Annotated in this window: 18 protein-coding genes; 4 read left to right on the top strand and 14 right to left on the bottom strand. The window is 37.1% G+C overall.

What is annotated here, in order from left to right:
- Positions 1-134: 134 nt before the first annotated feature.
- Positions 135-2606: a DUF5686 and carboxypeptidase regulatory-like domain-containing protein gene (locus C4F49_RS15575; RefSeq protein WP_196936760.1), complete on the top strand. Its 2472-nt coding sequence runs from the start codon at positions 135-137 to the stop codon at positions 2604-2606.
- A gap of 23 nt (positions 2607-2629) precedes the next feature.
- On the opposite strand, the gene C4F49_RS15570 is transcribed toward C4F49_RS15575, so the two are convergent.
- The 5 genes from C4F49_RS15570 to C4F49_RS15550 form a co-directional block, all read right to left on the bottom strand.
- Entirely contained in the window at positions 2630-3298 is a 669-nt protein-coding gene (locus tag C4F49_RS15570) for a GIN domain-containing protein (RefSeq protein WP_196936759.1), read from the bottom strand.
- 49 nt (positions 3299-3347) lie between these two features.
- Complete coding sequence (locus C4F49_RS15565) at positions 3348-3845, bottom strand: hypothetical protein (RefSeq protein WP_196936758.1); 498 nt, start codon at positions 3843-3845, stop codon at positions 3348-3350.
- Positions 3846-3913: 68 nt separating this feature from the next.
- Complete coding sequence (locus C4F49_RS15560; protein ID WP_196936757.1) at positions 3914-5062, bottom strand: serine hydrolase domain-containing protein; 1149 nt, start codon at positions 5060-5062, stop codon at positions 3914-3916.
- Positions 5063-5087: 25 nt separating this feature from the next.
- Positions 5088-5822, bottom strand: coding sequence for a DUF3307 domain-containing protein (locus C4F49_RS15555; RefSeq protein WP_196936756.1), 735 nt, complete (start codon positions 5820-5822; stop codon positions 5088-5090).
- A complete protein-coding gene (locus C4F49_RS15550) occupies positions 5816-6436 on the bottom strand; it encodes a SatD family protein (protein WP_196936755.1) in 621 nt (206 codons plus the stop codon). Before C4F49_RS15550 ends, C4F49_RS15555 begins: the two co-directional genes overlap by 7 nt.
- Before the next feature lie 298 nt (positions 6437-6734).
- On the opposite strand from C4F49_RS15550, the gene C4F49_RS15545 reads away from it, so the two are divergent.
- Positions 6735-7607, top strand: coding sequence for a PPK2 family polyphosphate kinase (locus C4F49_RS15545; protein WP_196936754.1), 873 nt, complete (start codon positions 6735-6737; stop codon positions 7605-7607).
- Positions 7608-7613: 6 nt separating this feature from the next.
- On the opposite strand, the gene C4F49_RS15540 is transcribed toward C4F49_RS15545, so the two are convergent.
- The 8 genes from C4F49_RS15540 to C4F49_RS15505 form a co-directional block, all read right to left on the bottom strand.
- On the bottom strand, positions 7614-8402 hold the full coding sequence (locus C4F49_RS15540) for an SDR family oxidoreductase (protein ID WP_196936753.1): 789 nt from the start codon (positions 8400-8402) through the stop codon (positions 7614-7616).
- 75 nt (positions 8403-8477) lie between these two features.
- The gene (locus C4F49_RS15535) at positions 8478-8849 is read right to left on the bottom strand and encodes a hypothetical protein (RefSeq protein ID WP_196936752.1); all 372 of its coding nucleotides are present in this window, start codon (positions 8847-8849) and stop codon (positions 8478-8480) included.
- Between the two features lie 144 nt (positions 8850-8993).
- The gene (locus C4F49_RS15530; RefSeq protein ID WP_196936751.1) at positions 8994-10271 is read right to left on the bottom strand and encodes a Gfo/Idh/MocA family protein; all 1278 of its coding nucleotides are present in this window, start codon (positions 10269-10271) and stop codon (positions 8994-8996) included.
- Between the two features lie 165 nt (positions 10272-10436).
- Positions 10437-11561, bottom strand: coding sequence for an LGFP repeat-containing protein (locus tag C4F49_RS15525; protein WP_196936750.1), 1125 nt, complete (start codon positions 11559-11561; stop codon positions 10437-10439).
- Positions 11562-11579: 18 nt separating this feature from the next.
- A complete protein-coding gene (locus C4F49_RS15520; protein ID WP_196936749.1) occupies positions 11580-12845 on the bottom strand; it encodes a hypothetical protein in 1266 nt (421 codons plus the stop codon).
- A 19-nt stretch (positions 12846-12864) separates the two neighbouring features.
- The gene (locus tag C4F49_RS15515) at positions 12865-14433 is read right to left on the bottom strand and encodes a hypothetical protein (protein WP_196936748.1); all 1569 of its coding nucleotides are present in this window, start codon (positions 14431-14433) and stop codon (positions 12865-12867) included.
- Between the two features lie 300 nt (positions 14434-14733).
- Positions 14734-15396, bottom strand: a complete 663-nt coding sequence (locus C4F49_RS15510) for a tetratricopeptide repeat protein (protein WP_196936747.1) — start codon at positions 15394-15396, stop codon at positions 14734-14736.
- A 13-nt stretch (positions 15397-15409) separates the two neighbouring features.
- On the bottom strand, positions 15410-16054 hold the full coding sequence (locus C4F49_RS15505; RefSeq protein WP_196936746.1) for a tetratricopeptide repeat protein: 645 nt from the start codon (positions 16052-16054) through the stop codon (positions 15410-15412).
- A gap of 205 nt (positions 16055-16259) precedes the next feature.
- On the opposite strand from C4F49_RS15505, the gene C4F49_RS15500 reads away from it, so the two are divergent.
- Both C4F49_RS15500 and C4F49_RS15495 read left to right on the top strand, forming a co-directional pair.
- Complete coding sequence (locus C4F49_RS15500) at positions 16260-17471, top strand: retropepsin-like aspartic protease (protein WP_196936745.1); 1212 nt, start codon at positions 16260-16262, stop codon at positions 17469-17471.
- Positions 17472-17490: 19 nt separating this feature from the next.
- On the top strand, positions 17491-17901 hold the full coding sequence (locus C4F49_RS15495; RefSeq protein WP_196936744.1) for a DoxX family protein: 411 nt from the start codon (positions 17491-17493) through the stop codon (positions 17899-17901).
- A 63-nt stretch (positions 17902-17964) separates the two neighbouring features.
- Here the strand turns inward: C4F49_RS15495 and C4F49_RS15490 are convergent, their stop codons facing one another.
- On the bottom strand, positions 17965-19299 hold the full coding sequence (locus C4F49_RS15490) for an SWIM zinc finger family protein (RefSeq protein WP_196936743.1): 1335 nt from the start codon (positions 19297-19299) through the stop codon (positions 17965-17967).
- Positions 19300-19304: the final 5 nt, after the last annotated feature.

Genomic DNA, 19304 nt, shown 5'->3' with positions numbered 1-19304 from the left:
GAATAAAAATGAATTTTAGATTTAGCGTCAAAACCTACGAAGGAAATTATTAACATATATTAACAAGATTTAGGGCCGAAGAAATGATATGTTTTCGAATTTTCAATTAAATTTGATTGTTTAACCTAGTATACATGAGTAAGTTTTTTTGGTTTCTGGTATTTCTATTTCCAGCTCCTCTTTTAGCCCAAGTTTTGGGAAAAGTGACAAATAATGAAGGTTTGCCGATGCCCTATGTAAGCGTAACTGTTGAAGGGACTTATATTGGAACGTCTACAAATAGTGATGGAAATTACCAACTAAAAATCACAAAGGCCGGCAAGTATGTTTTGCTGTTTCAAAGTTTAGGGTACAAGACAACTCGCTTAACTATTCAAGCAAACGAACTTCCATTTGTCCAAAATGCAGTTTTAGAACAAGAAAACCTAACGATTGAAGAAGTTGTTATTCAAAATAACGAAAACCCTGCCGACCGGATTATGCGCAAAGCAATTGCCGAAAAAGAGAAGAACTCAGCCAAGAATGATAAATATGATGCAGATTTTTATTCTCGTGGAAATATTAAATTAACGAAAATGCCAAAAGTCGTTCAAAACGACAAAAGTCCGGAAGTCAAAGAACTGATGGATACAACCAATTCGGGCTACATTTATTTATCAGAAACTTTTTCTAAAATCTCCTTTCAAAAACCTAACAAACTTTACGAAAATATTATTGCTTCAAAATTAAGCGGTAATGACCGTGGATACAGTTTCAATACGGCAATTGGTTCAAATTTTGATTTCTACACCAATTATGTCAATCTCGGTACGGCTATCATTTCGCCGTTAGCGGATATTGCATTTACCTATTACTCATTTAGATTAGAAAGCAGTTTCGAAGCAGAAAACAAAACAATTTATAAAATAAAAGTAATCGCAAAGCGCGACAAGGAGCCTGTGGTTGAAGGGTATGTTTACATTGCCGATGACACCTACGAAATTTATGCAGTAGATTTTAACCTGAAAGGCTACCGCATGAATCAACCTTTCATGAATCAGATGAAAATCACACAGCATTACTCATTTAATCAATCGGATAATCGCTGGGTGAAAAATTCGCAGTTTTTAGATTTTGATGCTGGATTTTTAGGCTTTGAATTTAGAGGTTCATTCTCTAGTAATTTCAGTAATTACGAATTTGTGAGTGATTTCGAAAAAGGAACATTTGGGAAAACTGTGGTCAATATAGAAAAGGAAGCGAATTTAAAAGATAGCGCCTTTTGGGAGAGCAACCGCCCAATTCCTTTATTGACTACGGAAATAAAAGATTATTTTAAAAAAGACAGCGTTCAAAAAGTTCGTAATTCGCCAGCATATATCGATTCTGTTGATCGCTCGATTAATAAATTCAAATTGTCTAAGCTCTTTTTAGGATACACTTATCAAAATACACCTTCGAAATATTCCATTCATTATAGCGGTCTGCTAAACGTCACATCGATAAATTTCAATACCATTCAAGGATGGAATGCTGGAATTGGCTTCGATGCACGATTTGGACAATCAGATGAAGGGAAATTATCTACAATCCAAAGTACGATCCAATATGGATTTTCCGACCAAAGACTTCGTGCAGACGGACTTTTCAGGCATCGATTCAACACGCAAAATTATTCAACTTTAGAATTGAGCGCCGGAAATAAAGTATTTCAATTTAATTCAGATAACCCTGTAATTCCAATTGTAAACATGTTTACATCGCTTGTTGAGAAGCGCAATTACATCAAACTATATGAATCCAGCTTTGCAAAAATAAATTATCGCCAAGATGTTTGGGCTGGTTTATCTATGAATGCTTCGTTATCTTATCAAAATCGTCAAAATCTTTTTAACACAACGGATTATTCATTCTGGAATAAAGAACGGAGCTATTCTTCCAATAATCCATTGTTGCCGGATGATTACACGACAGCGGCATTTTCAGACCATTCAATTTTCAAATTTAATATTGGAGCGGTGATTAATTTTGGAGAAAAATTTGTTCAAAGGCCTGATCGAAAAGTGAGCATTTCAAATCGTAAATACCCAATCTTTGAAATCGATTATACCCAAGCTTTTGCTTCTTCTCTTGACGATTACAATTATAGCCAGATCGAAGCTAGACTTAGGCAAAGCATTGTATTAGGCAATAAAGGTGTTTTTGAATACAATTTGATAGCAGGAAAGTTATTTAATGGGGAGAATGCTGCATTTATGGATTATAAGCATTTCAATGGAAACCAAGTGACTACGATTATCTCCAAACCTTATATACAGTCGTTCTTTTTGCTTCCTTATTATGACTACAGCACCAATAAACCCTATATCGAAACACATTTAAATCATAATTTCAAAGGGTTTATCATGAACAAAATTCCGGTAATCAGCGAATTGCAATGGCATTTGAATCTTGGACATAACTTCTTTGCAACAGAAGAAATGAATTATCAAGAATTTACGATAGGTTTTAGTAACGTTGGATTTGGAAAATATCGGCTATTTAGGATAGATTACGTACGGTCATTCAATAGTCACCCAGCGGCTAATAAAGTTAATGATGGATTTGTTTTCGGAATTAACTTCTAAAAACAAATCCATGATTCGAATGATTAAAGAAAGCTAATGGAGCCTCCTGCAAGTTTCTTTTGTTTTTTCTCCTTCGGACTTCCGTAAACTTGGATGCTTCCGCCCGCTCTAGTTTGAACGTCCGCAAATTCTGTCGCATGCACGATGCATTTTCCTCCTGCATTCACTCTCGCAGTAACTGATTCTGAAACCAAAGCTTTAGCATCGTATGCGCCGCCGGCGAAAATATTAATGTTCTGACGCTTTGCGGTTCCATAAAGCTCAATGCTAGAGCCCGAATTGCTGTAAATCTCTACATGATTAGTCTTTACGGATAAATCAATTTTCGCACCTTCATTCGCTACAACAGATAATGAATCGGGTGTAAATGTACTGTTTCCAGAAAGCACGATTGCGCCTTTGCGCGCCGAAACTTTCTGAAAATTAGAAGTATATAAAGTTGCTTCTACTTGGTCGCCCTTCATCAGATTGCCTGCAGCCATTTTCAGGCGTAGAATGTTATCGCCTTGAATGACTTCAACTTGACTGGCCAATTCGCCTTTAATAATCAGCGAATCTTTGTCGCTTAAAATAACAGTTACAGGGATTTTGTCGGTTACTTCCAATTCATTAAATTTTGAAATGGAATGCGATACTTGTCCAAAAGTGCTTAGGGAAATTGCTAAAAATGCAAATGTGATAAGTTGTTTCATTATTAACTAAACGTAAAATTTGGCGTAAAGGTATAAGATTTTAATGCGATTATCGACCTAATAAAGCTAACTCATCGGTTGAATACATCTTAGCTCCTTTTAAATAATTATATATCAAATCCTTGGTGGATTCATCTTTTAATTTGTAGAGGTTATTCATCACAAATTTTTTATCATTACTGACGTCGCTATTGTAACCTAAATAATCAGGAATGTAATATTGGATACATAGACGTATAAACCGCAGTTCCACATCATTCGGATTCGCATCAATCTGCTTTTCCAGCATGTTTTTTCCATTTTTAAAATAGCTCATCTTCTTGATTGGGTTAGCCGTGTGTCTGGCCATAAACATATGATACGCGGCCGCATATCCTTTTTCTACAGGACTTTTGGCATTTTTTTCCAAGGAACTGAGATGCTTTTTACAAAGATTTTCATTTTTATGTCCTTGGTTAAAATCTTGACGAATAGCTTTAAGGTCTAATGATTGCGCAGCAACAAAGTATGTGGAAACACAATTAATAAATAGAAAAAGTATCTTCATAATCTTTTATTTTGTGGTTATTAGCAAATTATAAGATTAAGATACAAAAAATAAGCCAACATGCAATTTTATCGCTTGACTATAAAATGTTTATATAGAATTTGTATAGCGGATTTCGTCAACTCTAAATTTTCTCCGTCATAAGCCGCTATGCAGCCATTTGTAATCACTACAAATCCGAATTTTTTCTTTGGATTAAAAAACATACTGCTGTATAGACCGTACGCAGAGCCCGTATGGCCAACTAATTTTCCATGCTCTAGAATTCCATCCCGAACTTCCAAAGCCAATCCATAGGCTTTCTTTTTGCTGACTGGAGTTTGCATCTTTTTTGCGCTCTTCTTAGAGATGATCCTGAGGTTTCCGCTTTTGCCATAATTTTGATGCATCATCATGTATTTGGCTAAATCCAGTGCTGAGATTTTCATTCCGCCTGTAGGCGAAAAAACCGGTGTGCTTACACCTAAAACATAATTTTCTAAATCCTCTTTCCTCGGATTGTAAGCATTTGGTTGAGGGGTAAACAGCTTTGAAGAAGCACCGTATTCATAAATAGTTGCAAAATTTGCAGAATCCAAATTGTTGACGTTGTACCCCGCATTTAATTGCAATGGATCTAAAATCTGCTTTTTAATGTATTCATCAAATCGAGTTCCCGTCAAACGTTCTAGCACTGCACCGGCCATATTGAAATTCAAATTGCAATATTGATAATCCGTTCCAGGTTCATAATCGTTGTAGCTTTTATCCCAATTCTTGTTGATCAACGGATTGATGCTGGCAAAATCAAAATAACCATTTTTATCATTAATGCTTGATGTATGCGACAGAACCATGCGCAAAGTGATTACAGTATTCGGGAATTTTGGATTACGGATTGGAAATCCTATCAATTCGCTAAAATCATCATCTAATGAAATCTTCCCTTGCTCAACAAGCTGCATGATGGCGGTAGCAGTAAATGATTTGGAAATGGACGCAATCCTAAACAGATTGTTTATTTCCAGCTTCTCTCCCCTTTCCGCATTTTTATATCCGATGGCTTCTGTATGGATTATTTTATTGTCTTTGACAACCACGAAAGCCAAACCGACAGCTTTATATTTTTCGATTAATTCTGTTATCTCTGACGAGAATGAATTTATTTCTTGTGCTTTGACCGACAATGTGCATAATGCAAAAGAACAAAGTAATATGTAAATGATTTTGGATTTCATGGGTGTTGATTTAGGGTTGCAAAAATTAGTAAGCGAACTTCTCCAACGCGATTTTCAGAAAATAACTCACAAAAATAGCGATGCTAAAGCTCAATAAAGTTCCGATTAAAATGTACTCTGTAAATTTCGTGTCTTTGGCATTTGCCAAATCACCAAATCTGAAAATTGATTTAGCCGCGAGCAAGAAACCAACTCCTTCATATAAACCAAGCTGAACGAAAAACAAGATTAAAATCCTTTCTAGAATACCTATAATTAATCCCGCATCCAGCAAGGAGTCTTTTCTTTTATTATGGAATGCATTTTCATTTTCCCATTTTGTAAAGAACACCTTCAAAAATATCGGAGTGACAAATACCAATAGTAAGATAGCTAGGCTATATAACAAAAAGGTTATTGAAATTTGGACGTCAAAAATTGGTTCTGGAATAGGAAATAAATAACAGACAGCCGCGACAATCACGCCTATATGCAAGATTTGGTCTGCAATAAACAACTGAATGGGCTTATATGGCCACATTTTTTCCCACCAGATTTTCAAGCTATCAATAGCCAAATGTGAAACGGTCACAAAAACAATTGTCGGCCAAAAAGTAGCTAAGTCATTGTAGAAAAACAAACACAGCAAAATCCCATGAACCAGCACATGCGCAAACAGATAGCCCATGTTATTTCTGCGTTCGATTACCCATTTTTTAGGCTGAAATACAAAATCGCCCAGAACGTGAGCTATAATAAATTTTAAAAATACAATCAACATCGTTTAATCAATTCATTTGTAGCATACTGAATGACTCGCTTTATTTTCTGAAAACCAGCATTTCCCAATTTGGTACTTATTTGGCTTTGATACTTTTGGTTCAACAATTTAGCCAATTCTTTTTGATTTATGGTCGGATTGCTCAATGCTATCGCAATAGAATGTGCCATGCTCATTGTCCATCGGTCGGCTATCTCGGTCGCCAACTGCAGCATTAAATTCAAGGTTGTATCTAATTCTGTCCATTCTGATTTGATGGACAAAGTTTCTTTACCCAATTCGTCAAATGCATTCCCCGAAAACACAAAAGCTTCACCAGAAGATTTTTTTATAGTGTCTTCATCATGCTCAATCGTACCCACTCCTATCCCAATGCGTACATCCAGCCCAATTGCTTTTAAGGATGCTTTTAGATAAAAAACACATTCAAATACATCTTCGATCTGAAGCTGAATCTGAAAGCTGTCACCTCTGAATATATCGTATTTTGATGAATATCCTTGAATTGCCTTTTCTAAAATAGGCAACCAAGTATTTTGTTCTATTGTTCGGGAGCTAACAATATCGCCCGTCACAATGGTTTGAATCGCTTTACTTTTCCTCTTAGCTGACATCAGTTCCTGCTTATTTCAATTATATGATACTAAAGGTACAAAAAAATATCACAAAATATCAAGATATTCTCAAATATCACAAAATATCAAGATAATTTGAAATATCACAAAATTTCAAGATATTATTAAATATCACAAAATATCAAGATAATTGAAAATATCACAAAATTTCAAGATATTTTGAATTATCATGAAATTTAAAGATAATCATAAAACTAGAATAAAGATTTAATCAAAAAGAGTTAAATTCATAAACAATTTCCATTGAATTGCTATTATAACTACATAACGCTGAAATATGAATTTAAATAAGCTTAAGGCAGGAAAGAATTTCAAATTGGAAAACTTTCCAACAGATGTGTCAGATTTAATTACAGAAGAAGATGCCAAAAAGGGATTGAAGAAGATTCGGAAAGAATTGGCAAAACTACAGGATGTCATGTATGCGCATAATCGATATGCCGTATTAATCTGTTTACAAGGGATAGATACGGCAGGGAAAGATTCGTTGATTCGAGAAGTTTTTATGAAATTCAATGCGCGAGGCGTCGAAGTTCAAAGCTTCAAAACCCCTACAAGCAAAGAATTGGAACATGATTATTTGTGGCGGCATGCAATCGCATTGCCTGAAAAAGGAAAATTCGGAGTATTCAATCGAACGCATTATGAAAATGTATTGGTTACTCGAGTACATCCCGAATACCTATTAAATGAAAACATTCCTGGCATTGAAAGTGTAAAAGATGTTCCAAAACATTTTTGGGAAATGCGCTACGACCAAATCAATAATTTCGAAAAGCAAATTACGGAAAATGGGATGATCGTGCTTAAATTCTATTTAAATTTAAGTAAAGAAGAACAGAAAAACAGGCTGTTGCGCCGTTTAGAAAAAGCAGACCATAATTGGAAATTCTCGCCCGGAGATCTTGAGGAAAGAGCATTATGGGACAAATACATGGAATATTATCAAGAAGCTATACAAAATACCTCGAAGCCTAACGCTCCATGGCACATCATTCCGGCAGATAGCAAAGACATCAGCCGGTATTTAGTGGCCAAAATCATTTTGGATGAGTTGAAGAAATACAAGGACATTCAATATCCAGAACTACCCGATGAAGTTCAAGACCACCTGAAAAAATACAAAAAGATGTTAACGGATGAAAAATAGATAAACTTAAAAGATGGTTTTTGCTATTCCTCCATCCAAAGGAATAGCAGCGCCCGTCAAGAAAGATGCATATTCAGAAGCCAGAAAAGCAACTAAATAACCGTATTCTTTAGGGTCTCCCAAACGGTTTATAGGAACAGATTTCTTTCGTTGAGCAAGCACATCTTCCAAAGAAATATCCTGATTTTTTGCTTGATTCTCCATTAAGCTTGTCAACCGTTCAGTATCAAAATATCCTGTCAAAATAGAATTTACAGTTATACCATCTTTAGCAACTTCGTTGGATAACGACTTACTCCAGCTAACCAATGCGGTTCGCATGGTATTCGACAAGATTAAAGAATCCTGGGGTTCTTTTACGGTCATTGAAGAAACATTGATAATACGACCATAATTTTGCTTTTGCATATACGGCAAAGCCAACATTGACGTATAAACAGCATTCTGAAATAGCAAATCGAACGCTTGCTGGTAATCAGCTTCATCCTTATTCAGTACATTTCCAGGGCTCGGTCCGTTCGTATTATTGACTAGGATATCAATTTCATTATTTGCAAAATAGGATTTAAGATTGTGCTTATGCTGTTCAAAATCATTGAAATCAGTAACAAGATAGCTGTGTTTTTGATTTGCATTAGATGGCAATTGGCTTAAAACAGCTTTCAGCTTATCTTCGTTTCTAGACATCAGGACAACTTCTGCGCCACATGATGCCAAAACAAATGCAATCGCTTTGCCAATTCCAGAGGTACTTCCACCTACTAATGCTTTTTTGTTATTCAATACAATTTCCATCTCGTAATTTAAAGGTTGAAAAACTAAATGTACAAGAAAATATCCTAAGAAATAAAAGCGAGTAAAAACCCGCTTTTATTTCTTAGGATACCCTTCTTCATCTAAATCATCGCGATAGTCTTCTTCCGTGCGAGAAAGTTCCTCATCCAATTTGGAAATTTTCAAATCCTTTTTACCAACAATGCGAATCCCTTCGTCATTAAATTCATCATCAATCAAATCCTCCCGATCTGCATATTCATCACCGACCAATGGATTTGAGTTGTCGTAGGTTGAATCATCATCCTTTGCTCCTTCAGCAATCGTTTCGTAATCCGATGGATGATCCCAATCAGGGTCATTATCGTTCACATCTAATTCATATGAACCTTTATCTTTGTCAAACGCAAAATCATTTGGCATAAAATCATCATCCTCATTTTCTGGTTTTCTTGATTGTTCTATCATGGCTAAATCATTAAATTGTTTTACTAAGTAACTATAAAACGATTTTACGATTCAAATTGTTTTAATGGAATTTCTATTTGTTACAAACGGTGCATAAAAAAGCACCGGCAGAAGACCGATGCTCTATATCTATTTCGCGTCGAGTTAAAAGTTCAAATAATCCCATTCTCCACGGTACGCTCTAGTCCGCATATTATTCGCGTAGGCATTATCAAATTCCTCTTTTTTAGGATCCCAATTGATTGTCTTCTGCAATTCATAAGCTATATTCACCGCATTACAAACACTTGACGTCCGGTGACCGATTTCAACATCACAAATTGGCTTTTTGCGTGTTTTTATGCTCGATATCCAGTCTTCGTAATGGTTTTCTGATTGGCACACTCTTTTTGCAGTCGCTGGCAATTTTAAATTTGCCAATTCTGGTTTACTTGTGCGGATAAATTCCCTAGAAACTTCCAATGTACCTTCCGTACCAATAAATTGAATCGCATTAAATGAACCCCATGAAACATGCTTAACACGAACACCGTTCTTGTAGACAAATTCACATCCTTCCAGCGCGCCTGTCTGACTTGGTGGGATAAACTGGACAGGTCCAGAATGATCTTGATCTAAAGCCCACTGCACAATATCAAACATATGCGCTCCCCAATCCGTTATATAACCACCACCAAAATCCTTGTACAAACGCCAAAGCGCCCATTCAGGACTATCTAAAGGCGGAGACAAAATTGAGTTGTATCCGCGATACATCGAAGGACCAATCCACAAATCCCAATTTAGGTGCGAAGGAGCTTCTAAAGAAGGCAAATCACATTGTTTAACCGGTCCGCCGACAGAAACATTGACTTCTTTTATTTCACCGATATAGCCGTTGCGAACTAAATCAGCGGCTTGCCTGAAATTGTATTGCGAGCGCTGCATACTTCCTGTTTGCAACACGCGCTTGTATTTGCGCACCGCATGAACCATTGCTCGGCCTTCGCCAATAGTTAGAGCAAGTGGCTTCTCACAATAAATATCTTTACCTGCTTTTGCACTGTCTACAGTATGCATCGCATGCCAATGGTCTGGCGAAGCAATCACCACGGCATCGATATCTTTTCGGCCTAGCAATTCGCGATAATCTTCATAACCTTGAACTTGATGCGCTGCTTTTTTTGCATTAGCTTTTGTAGCTTCTCCCAAGAAGTAAGCGAGTTTAGTTTGGTCGACATCAGCGGCAGCCAACAAATGTGTTTCTTTGACATTCGAAATGTTATGCATTAGGCCAACAGATTGCTTCCCTACGCCAATGAAACCGATATTTATTTTATCACTGGGTGATAAAAAACCGCTTCCTCCCAAGACATTTCTCGGTAAAATGGTAAATGCTGTAGCTCCTAATACAGATTTGGCAATAAAATCTCTCCTTTTCATAATGGTACTCTTGTATTGATTAGGTTTAATGGAAATAAATATACAAAAATATCATCCATCTGTATTTCATCCACCTAATTAATACATAAAAATTAAGTATCATTTTTGTTATGTATTCAAAATCAGTTTGCCTATTTGATATTGGATTTTAAACAACGCGAAATGCTAATAAAAATCGAGCAGGGAGGGTCTAACTACGGCCCAAATTCGTTTGTGTTCTTTAGGATTATCCGCATGCGAAATCTGATGTTCAGGCTTTAAAACATGACAGGTAATGCCAATTCGTGTATCTTCTCCTACATTGCCTGGAAACACCAGTGACTCTCCGATCTCCTCTTCGATCCAAGTTTTCTTGTCCCGCCGATGAATTCCGTCAACACCGATCTTGTCCATGTGGCTTTCAACATGCGGTTTACCGGAAGAAGCTAACGCAAATCCTCCGCCATTTCCATCAATCACTAACAGCAATTTTTTCTCAGGAATCCATTTGTAGACAATCTGTATGTGATCTGGTCCTCCTGCCCCTTTGTTATCTTCCAGAACGATATCACCTGGCCAAATATCCAGTCCTTCGCCACGCTGAATGTCTTCGAACTTAATCATCTTTCGAGTAGAGCGAGCCTGAACGTGTTGTTCTTTTTTTTCTGAATCCTCTTTGCCATTTTCAAATCGTTCGCCTGCTAGTGCATGTCCAGTATCGTAGTAATCGGTCGTTCCGTAGGATCCAAACCTGGAAACAGCATGAGCGCTGTTGAAATTTAAAGTGGTCGTTTTTGGCGTATTTTCTAATCTGTAAAAATAACCCACCGTTTTGCCACACCAGGCTTCATTCGATGAACCCATAATCTTTCGTTTTAATGCATCTACATCTTGACGAAGAGCATCCATAGATTGATTGGCAATTGTTTGCAATTTCTCTTTTAACATCGAATCCGGATCCAGCTCATCCAATTCTATGTGTTCATAAATTTCTTCTTGAGCTTCATCCGGATAACTCCATCTGATTTTTCCGTATTCAAAATAGCTTACCTTTCCACCGGCAAGCTCCGGATCGTCCATTTCATCAGACCTTGGAAATCCTAATCCACTATAAGACTCTCCAAGTTTTTGATATTTAATCAAAATATTTCCATGGACTTCGAAGATCAAGCCATCTGGACTAGCGTATAAAATCCCATGATCGCAAACAGCCTTTTCTCCGCCGTTATTTTGGTTTCCCAAACCGATTATCGAACCTATATCAAAACCTCTATCCCGAAGTTCTGCGATTTTATTGTTGTATTTTTCCATTGTATGTGTAGATAAGAGTTAAATATTTGGATCATCGAACTCAGGCAATTGAGGCAAAACTTCACAAATCCATCCTAAGATCTGAATCCCTTCATTTCCAATTTCGCTGGATGAAGTCATCTTATTTCCAGTAACATTGAACATGCCCAAACTCAAGCTTTCGTCGCCTATATTTTTGTCCGTTTGATTCCATTGCGCTTTTACTTTTAGATTTTTAATCAAAATCATTGCGACAGTCATGCTTTTGATTTCACCTGTGTTGCTATCATCCTTCATTCCGTTAGAGAAAAATCCTTTTTTTACAGCCAAACTGTACCACAATTTCGAATAGACAAATAGAGAACGGTCAATCCAATCGCGCTGTAAATTCACCAGACAGTAGTCAAAACTGATTTCCATTCCATTGGAATTTACAGGCTCCTCTTTAATCAATTTTTCTTTGTCCAATGCATGAATTAATTCCATGCGGCTGATGGTTGACATATTGGGCATCACTTTGATTACATCTTTTGTAATCATCGTTCGGTCTTTCAATAATAGTTGATTTAAGCCACTTGCATTTTTAATGGACATTGGCTTTGCCAAATCGGATTTAACTGCCGTTTTGCTATCCTTACGTGTGATTTTAAATTCCTTTTTCGGTTCAAGAAATATACTGTGTTTATCTGAAAATATTGGCTTAAGCACCACATTATCAATTGGCTTCATCTTTTCGAAAGGCTTTATGTCGACTATTGCTTTTTGATTGATTAATGCTTTCCATTTGAGGTTAAATTTAAGTTTCGGCTTTTCTGGATTTGGTTTTTTTGCCGAATCTTTCATTTCGAACTTTTGTGAAGTCCAAATTCCACTGTTCTTATCGTACCAGCCATCAGGCGCACCTTGAACCAAGAAAAAGTTTCCCATTGGCGTAGCCAATGATGCACGCTTTCCCTTCTCCAACTTGGCAATGGCTTCGCTTTTCGCCAAGGAGAAAACTTTCAAATACTCTTCCCTATCTGTCTCATCCAATGCCGAAGAACGAAAACGGCTTCCTTGAATCATCGTTTCGTATAAATCGCTGAGACGTGAAGTCCCGGCGATCAATGATTCATGTATAGCTGGCAAGCGCTCAGCAAGAATGGACAATTGTTCCAAAGCTTTATTTTTTGCATTGGCATCTTCCGAATCCAATTCATCCAGCATGCAACCGATCGGTTCAAAAGAAATGAACAATTTGCTTTTGTCGAGCGAAGAAGAATAGTGATTTAAGAAGAATTGCTTTAAATATTCTGTAAAGTCCATAACTATACCAATTAAATGATTACTTCTTATCTTCTTCTTTTACAGGCGCATCTTTCTTTTTCTGCGTATAATCTTTGCCATTTAATTTAGGTGACAATGGCATAATAGAAGACACATAACCAATCAATTGAACCCCATCAATATCCAGTCCCTGACTATTTAGATTTAGATCGCTGTTGTAGTTGTAATCTTCTCTCCGATGGCTTGCAGAAGCATGTCCAGAAGCAAAGATATTTCCGAACGAAACATTTCCACCACCCTCAACTGCAGATTTCAATTCTGTAGAATCAAACGAACCGCTTTTCCATCTGATTTTCACATCTTTAATCAGAATTAAACTTGTTACCACCGAGGGAAGCAAAACAAATTCATTCGGGTTGTCAATGGAAAATTCCTGGTCAATTGAACCTGAAGAAATACATTGCTTTGGATAATCACCCACTAAAAACCAATTGCCGATATTCAATAAAGAAGTGTCCATCCACGGCCTGTTGATATTTGCAACGCAGTAGGAAAACGTGATGGTCAATCCTTCCATCGATGTGTGAATTTCTTTTTTAGAGGTATCCTTAGAATAATTCATTCCAGCATCGAGTTTACCCAACAAGAAAAATCCTGATTTCACATCTGAGCTAACTTTAGTTGATGTTTTTTGCGTGCTGTAGTTTGTTTTAGAGTTGTAATCACTACTTGTGTACGTATTCCAGCCTGGACCATTCTTTGAATACCATTTTGATGGCGTAATGAACGTATAAGGAATATTTCCGATACTCGGCATATTGATTAAACTCGTTTCATATTTGGTCTTCGCTCTGCGAATCATTAAGATTGCCGGATCGATTCCTTGGCTTGACAAGAAAGCTTCAGCCTCTTCAATCTCTTGTTTATAACCGCGAGATTGCCATTTATCCCAAGCATAGTCAACGTCATCCTGATACACTTTTCCCTGAATAGGCCACATATTCATTTTCAGAGGATCAGAAATCGCATTCGCATATTGTCTGTCGCGTTCACGGACAGCATCATAATATTCTTCACGATATTGCGCATAACGTTCGTACTTTTTAGTTTCCTCCCCTTCCTCATCGATCAAAACGCGTTCTGCTTTTTTGACCGCTTTTTGTAATTCATCGCTTAACTCTAAGCCAGAAGGAACAGCGTTAGCGCCATTGATAATTGCATACCAAGTATCATTCACTTTACTGGCAGTCGGCCAGCCTCGGTAGGTTTCGTCAATGGAGATTTTTGTGTCCGTTAATGAAAAAGTCTGTAGATAAGACATCATATCCCGACCGATCAGCGCGCTCTTCATCATTGTTTCTTCAATCATTGCGCTTGCTGACGCAGCTTCGGTTTGCGCGGGATCAGTGCCGGATTCGGAAGCTTGCCTTGATTTTTTTGCTTCATCCATGGATTCCTTTAAATTCGATTGTGTGGGCGACCAAGGATTCTTGAAATCTTCTTCAGGAATCGGCAAACCAATAGGTAAAAATGATACAAACTGATTTTCTGGAACTTGTCCTGTTGTTGGGTCGACACCCACAGCTTTCCATTTAAGGTCTTCTAAAATTTTAAATACATCTGCCATGATTTTGATAATTAAGTTTTATAAAATGTTTTAATTTTTTACTGAATCTACCTGTAATCAAATGGCTTATGGATAATTTATGATGAAAGCACTGTTTTAATGAGCGAAAGACAATCCAAGCTGAGTGAACAAAAAAATAATGTTACATCACTAAGGTCTAGGTGGTTAAGAAAAATCAAAAATCGTTTAGGAAGGTATTCTATCTACACTATTAGAATTTGGAAAAAAACTATTTGGGGGTAGGAGAAAAATGTTTGGGCTGACGTTTTATTTTATTTGTGTTATGCAGCCTGTCGAAATCTATTCAACACCCAGTTCCTTCAACCTATTGATTGCCATTGGATTTCCTTTGGCAGCCGCTAACTTAAAGTATTCAATGGACTTTGCTCTATTCGCATCCCCTCCCATTCGATAATAAATACCAGCGAGATTGATCATTGCATTTTCCTGTCCAAGTTCGGCTGCTTTCGTCAGCCATCGAAGTCCTTCCTCTTGATTTACAGGAACAGCATTACCTAAATAATAAATTAAGCCCAATTTGTTCATAGCAGAAGTACTGCCTTTCTCAACCGCCCTTTTCATCCAAATCATGGACTCGGCAGTTGGCTGTCCATCTCGGTAATAGGCAACGGCCAAATTTTCCATTGCGTCAGCATTATCTTGTTCGACTGCCTTCTTAAACCAATCGATCGCTTTTTGTGTATCCTGAACATAACCGATGCCATTTAAATAACTGATGCCGACATAGTTTTGAGCTTCAACCTTCCCATAATCCGCAGCAATTTGCAAATAACTTAGGGCATGCTGATAAGCAGTATTTGGATCAATATCATAAGATGCTTCTTGATACAGGTATTCTCCAACCGTAAAATTATCTTCTATGGTTTCGTCTGCTGAACTTTGTCCATACAAAGAAGTATTCAAACAAAACGCAAAAAGCAAGCAAAATAGTCTCGTATTCATTTTTTGATGTACCTTAATTTTCTATTGTCAATCCCAATCGTTTTAACGCTTCAATTGCTTCTGGAAACCGCTGCCTAGCTGCAATGCGATATAGCGCAATTGCGTCATCTACGGTCTTATCTGCTGCAAATCCATTTTCGTATAAATAGCCAAGCCAATAATTAGATGCAATATGACCTTTCTGAATGGCTTTTTCATACCATGATTGCGCAATAAACATCTTCTGTTTATTTTCTGATAAGCGTTGCAAATCCCCCAGCCTGAACATTCCCTCTGCATTTCCCATATCGGCAGCTTTGCGATACCAATCGTCGGCGAGTTTTAGATGGTTTTGCTCTGTAGAATTGTATTGATAGACATAACCCAATGTAAGCATTGCTGAAACATGTCCCTTTTCTGCAGCGAGCTTGAGCCATTTCGTAGCTTGAATGATATTCACGCCCAAAGCTTTATCATTTAGGTTCCATTTTCCGAGCTCATATAATGCATCAGCATTTCCTGCCAAAGCTGCTTGCTCGACATCAATGCTTCCTATAGAAATATAGCCTTCTCTTGCCATCTTAATTCCTTTCGCAAATTTCTGGATTGCAATTTCGTTTTGTGCAAAAGTCGTTAGAACGATTGTATAAAAGCAGAAAAATAAAACTGTTCTTTTCATTAATTAGCAAATTTTATAAGCAGACATATTCTATTTTTTAGAGTCCAAGCAGTTAATTTGTGTAAAATTACCCAATTCAAATTTTATTCTGACCTAATGAAGCTATAAAATATGTTAAAGCAACTATTAGTTTCAATTAAATGATAATCATTTTATCGAATAGTTATATAAAATGTAGATATTTAAGAAATCCCTTTTTATAGAAATGAAAATTATTCAAAGTAACCTATTGATTGTCGTATTCCTCCTACTCTTTCAAGCGGGATTTGGTCAGAGCCTATCCTCAAAAAAACCAAAAACAACGGCTAAAGATTATTATGAGCGCATAGATTTTGAATTTGTAAACAATAAAATAATTATTCCAATTGAAATAAATGGAAAAGTTTATCGGTTTTTAGTGGATACTGGAGCTCCGAATATGATTTCAAGAGAATTGTATGATCTGTTACAGCCTCAATTTCTAAAAGAGATTTCCATTTCAGATTCTAACAATAAAAAGCAGAACATTGACCTTGTCTTAGTCAAAGAGCTTAAAATCGGGACTCTTCTATTTGAAAATATCGAAAGCTTAGTCTATGATTTTAATGAAAATCCAGTACTCAAATGTTTTGGGTTTGATGGATTTATCGGCAGCAACATGTTGCGAAATTCTATTATTCAGCTAGATGCTGACAAGAAAGAAATGATTTTGACCGACAACGTCAATCGCCTGACATTAAATAATAAAGCATCGACAAAAATAAAATTAATTGGTGACCAAGGAAGTCCTTACATATGGATTAATTTAAAAGGTAAAGATGATGGAAAAGAGCAATTATTAATTGATACTGGAATGGGCGGGCTATACTCCCTGTCGGCTAGAAATTATAAACAATTCCAAAAAGAAGAGATTTTCGAAGTTATAGCCAAAGGCAAAGGCTCTTCTTCGGTTGGCATATTTGCGGACGTTGAGCCAATAGAGCGCCTCAAACTTTTAGTTCCAACATTTAAATTAGGAAATACACGGTTCAAAAATGTAGTTACGACTACCAGTACGGACAACAATTCGAAAATCGGCGCGGGATTTTTAGCGCATGGAATAATGACAATTGATTTCATAAATAAAAAATTTTATTTTGAAGGAAAGTCAAACGACATTCAGATTGAAGAACCTGTATTTGGCTTTACGCCAACATTAAGCCAGAATAAATTGGTTATTGGCGTTGTGTGGGAAGATGAACTAAAAGATTATTTACAGTTTGGAGATGAAATCTTAGAAATGAATGGAACAGAGTTCAATGAATCCAATTTTTGCAGCTATTGGACGAACAAGTCATTTTTCCCAGATATGGATACGGTAAAAATCAAAGTTAAATCAGCGACGGGAGAAGTCACGGAAGTAATCGCCCACAAGAAATTGGCGTCAAAATCTATCTAAAATTAAACCGCATCAGCTTATGAAAATATCTCAACTGAAATTGGCAGAATGGTTTCTACGCATTGCGCTGAGCGCAGGTTTTTTATCTGCTTCTGCGGATAGGTTTGGTCTTTGGCCGGAAAATCTATCAGTTTGGGGAAATTGGAAAAATTTTATTGCATACACGCAAAGTTTAATGCCCTTCATCCCCGAAAAACTAATACCCTTCTTTGCGATTTCAGCAACTGTTCTTGAAATAGGTTTAGGTGTCTTCTTACTTACTACGTTCAAAACCAATTTAGTCGCCAAAACTAGCTGCGCGCTTCTTTTGCTCTTCGCTTTGGCAATGACCATCTCGGTCAGCCTAAAGGCAGCACTTGACTATTCCGTCTTCACTTCAGCAGCTGCTGCATTTGCTTTGAGCATAATCGTCAAGAAAAAAGTAAGTTAAGTTAGCGTTCGGTTGCGCATTTACAAAACCCATCGGTTATTGCCGATCGGTTTTGTTTTTTTATCAATTACTCAACATCTTCACAGCCAAAATATGCTTGCATAAACCTCTTTTCCCTTGGTGGTTGGTAAACCAATCGCATGTGCATCGGCTTTGTTCCCCTTGAATAATCACGGTATGTTTGACTCCGGAACCTTCTACCCTTGCTTCAATATATCCGTCGGCATTTTTTATTAACTCCACTCCTTCTGTACTAAGCAATTTCTTTGCATTTTTTAATCTTGGATTTAAGGCAAGAATGCGTTCCATTTTAAATGGCAATCTTCGGTAGTAATGCTGATTTTGGTGTAAGTCATATCCTAGCAAACCAATGGAGGAAAGAGATGCAGTCAACGTATCCATTAGGTCAAAATCCACGTCATTTTCGATTGACAACAAAGTCGGATCGAATAATTCATTGGATTTCAAAAGTGAATTTACACCCATTACCCATTCATCAGGCACAGCTTGAATCATATTTTCCAACACATTTCCTTCGCCAGAAAAACCTCGATAACTATCAGGAGAAAGGGATAACGTTAATCGCATTTTTCCAAAATCAGCAACAAACGAACTGCTTTCACCACCTGACTCTTGATACACAATTAAACTATCAATATAAGGCAAAATGCCTTCTAGCAAACGAAGGCGTTGGATACCTCCTACTCGAACCGAATCTTTGCTGGCAATTGGCGATAACACAAATCGATTGGCTCTTTTTGTTAAATAAAATTCGCCTTTGGTATTTCCTTTCGGAATGCTTTGAAACAATTGAATAACTTGGATTTTATTTAGTCGAAATTTTTCTTCCATTCCGGCAAGGTAAAGCTGTACAGAAGTAAGGCCTTTAATCCACCTAGGAGGTAAGGTTACTTTCTTTTCAGTCACTTTTCCCTTATCAGTACTAACAGATACTTCTTTGCTCCCGACACCAAGCACCATTTTTTCGGTTTTCTTAACGGCATTCAGCGCATTGAGCATAGGCTCATTAAAATCCACATTGGTCGTTCCGCTGGCTAAAAATTCGCCATCGATGGCATCTTCCAATAAGTCCAACCGAGCATACACACCATTGCAGGAAGAAAATCCTTCGAAGCGGATTTGATCTGTTCCTGCTGAAACAATAGGATCGCGCAGGCCCGGAGGCATTGGTCCGAAACTCGAACGGACAACTTTTGACAAGGTCAATAAACATTTTGATGTAAGCAAAGGATCGGTTATACTTCCCCAAAAAAAGCAGGGTACATTGGTGATTTCAGGTAATTCCGCTTGATGCGACAAAACTAATTGCTGAATCCCTGATTTCTGAACAAGGGTTGAATTTTTAGCATACGCTAACTCTAAATCGACAGTAGCCATATAGT

The organism is Sphingobacterium hungaricum (assembly GCF_015210005.1).
Lineage (GTDB): Bacteria > Bacteroidota > Bacteroidia > Sphingobacteriales > Sphingobacteriaceae > Sphingobacterium > Sphingobacterium hungaricum.
This window is presented reverse-complemented; position numbering and strand designations above follow the sequence as displayed.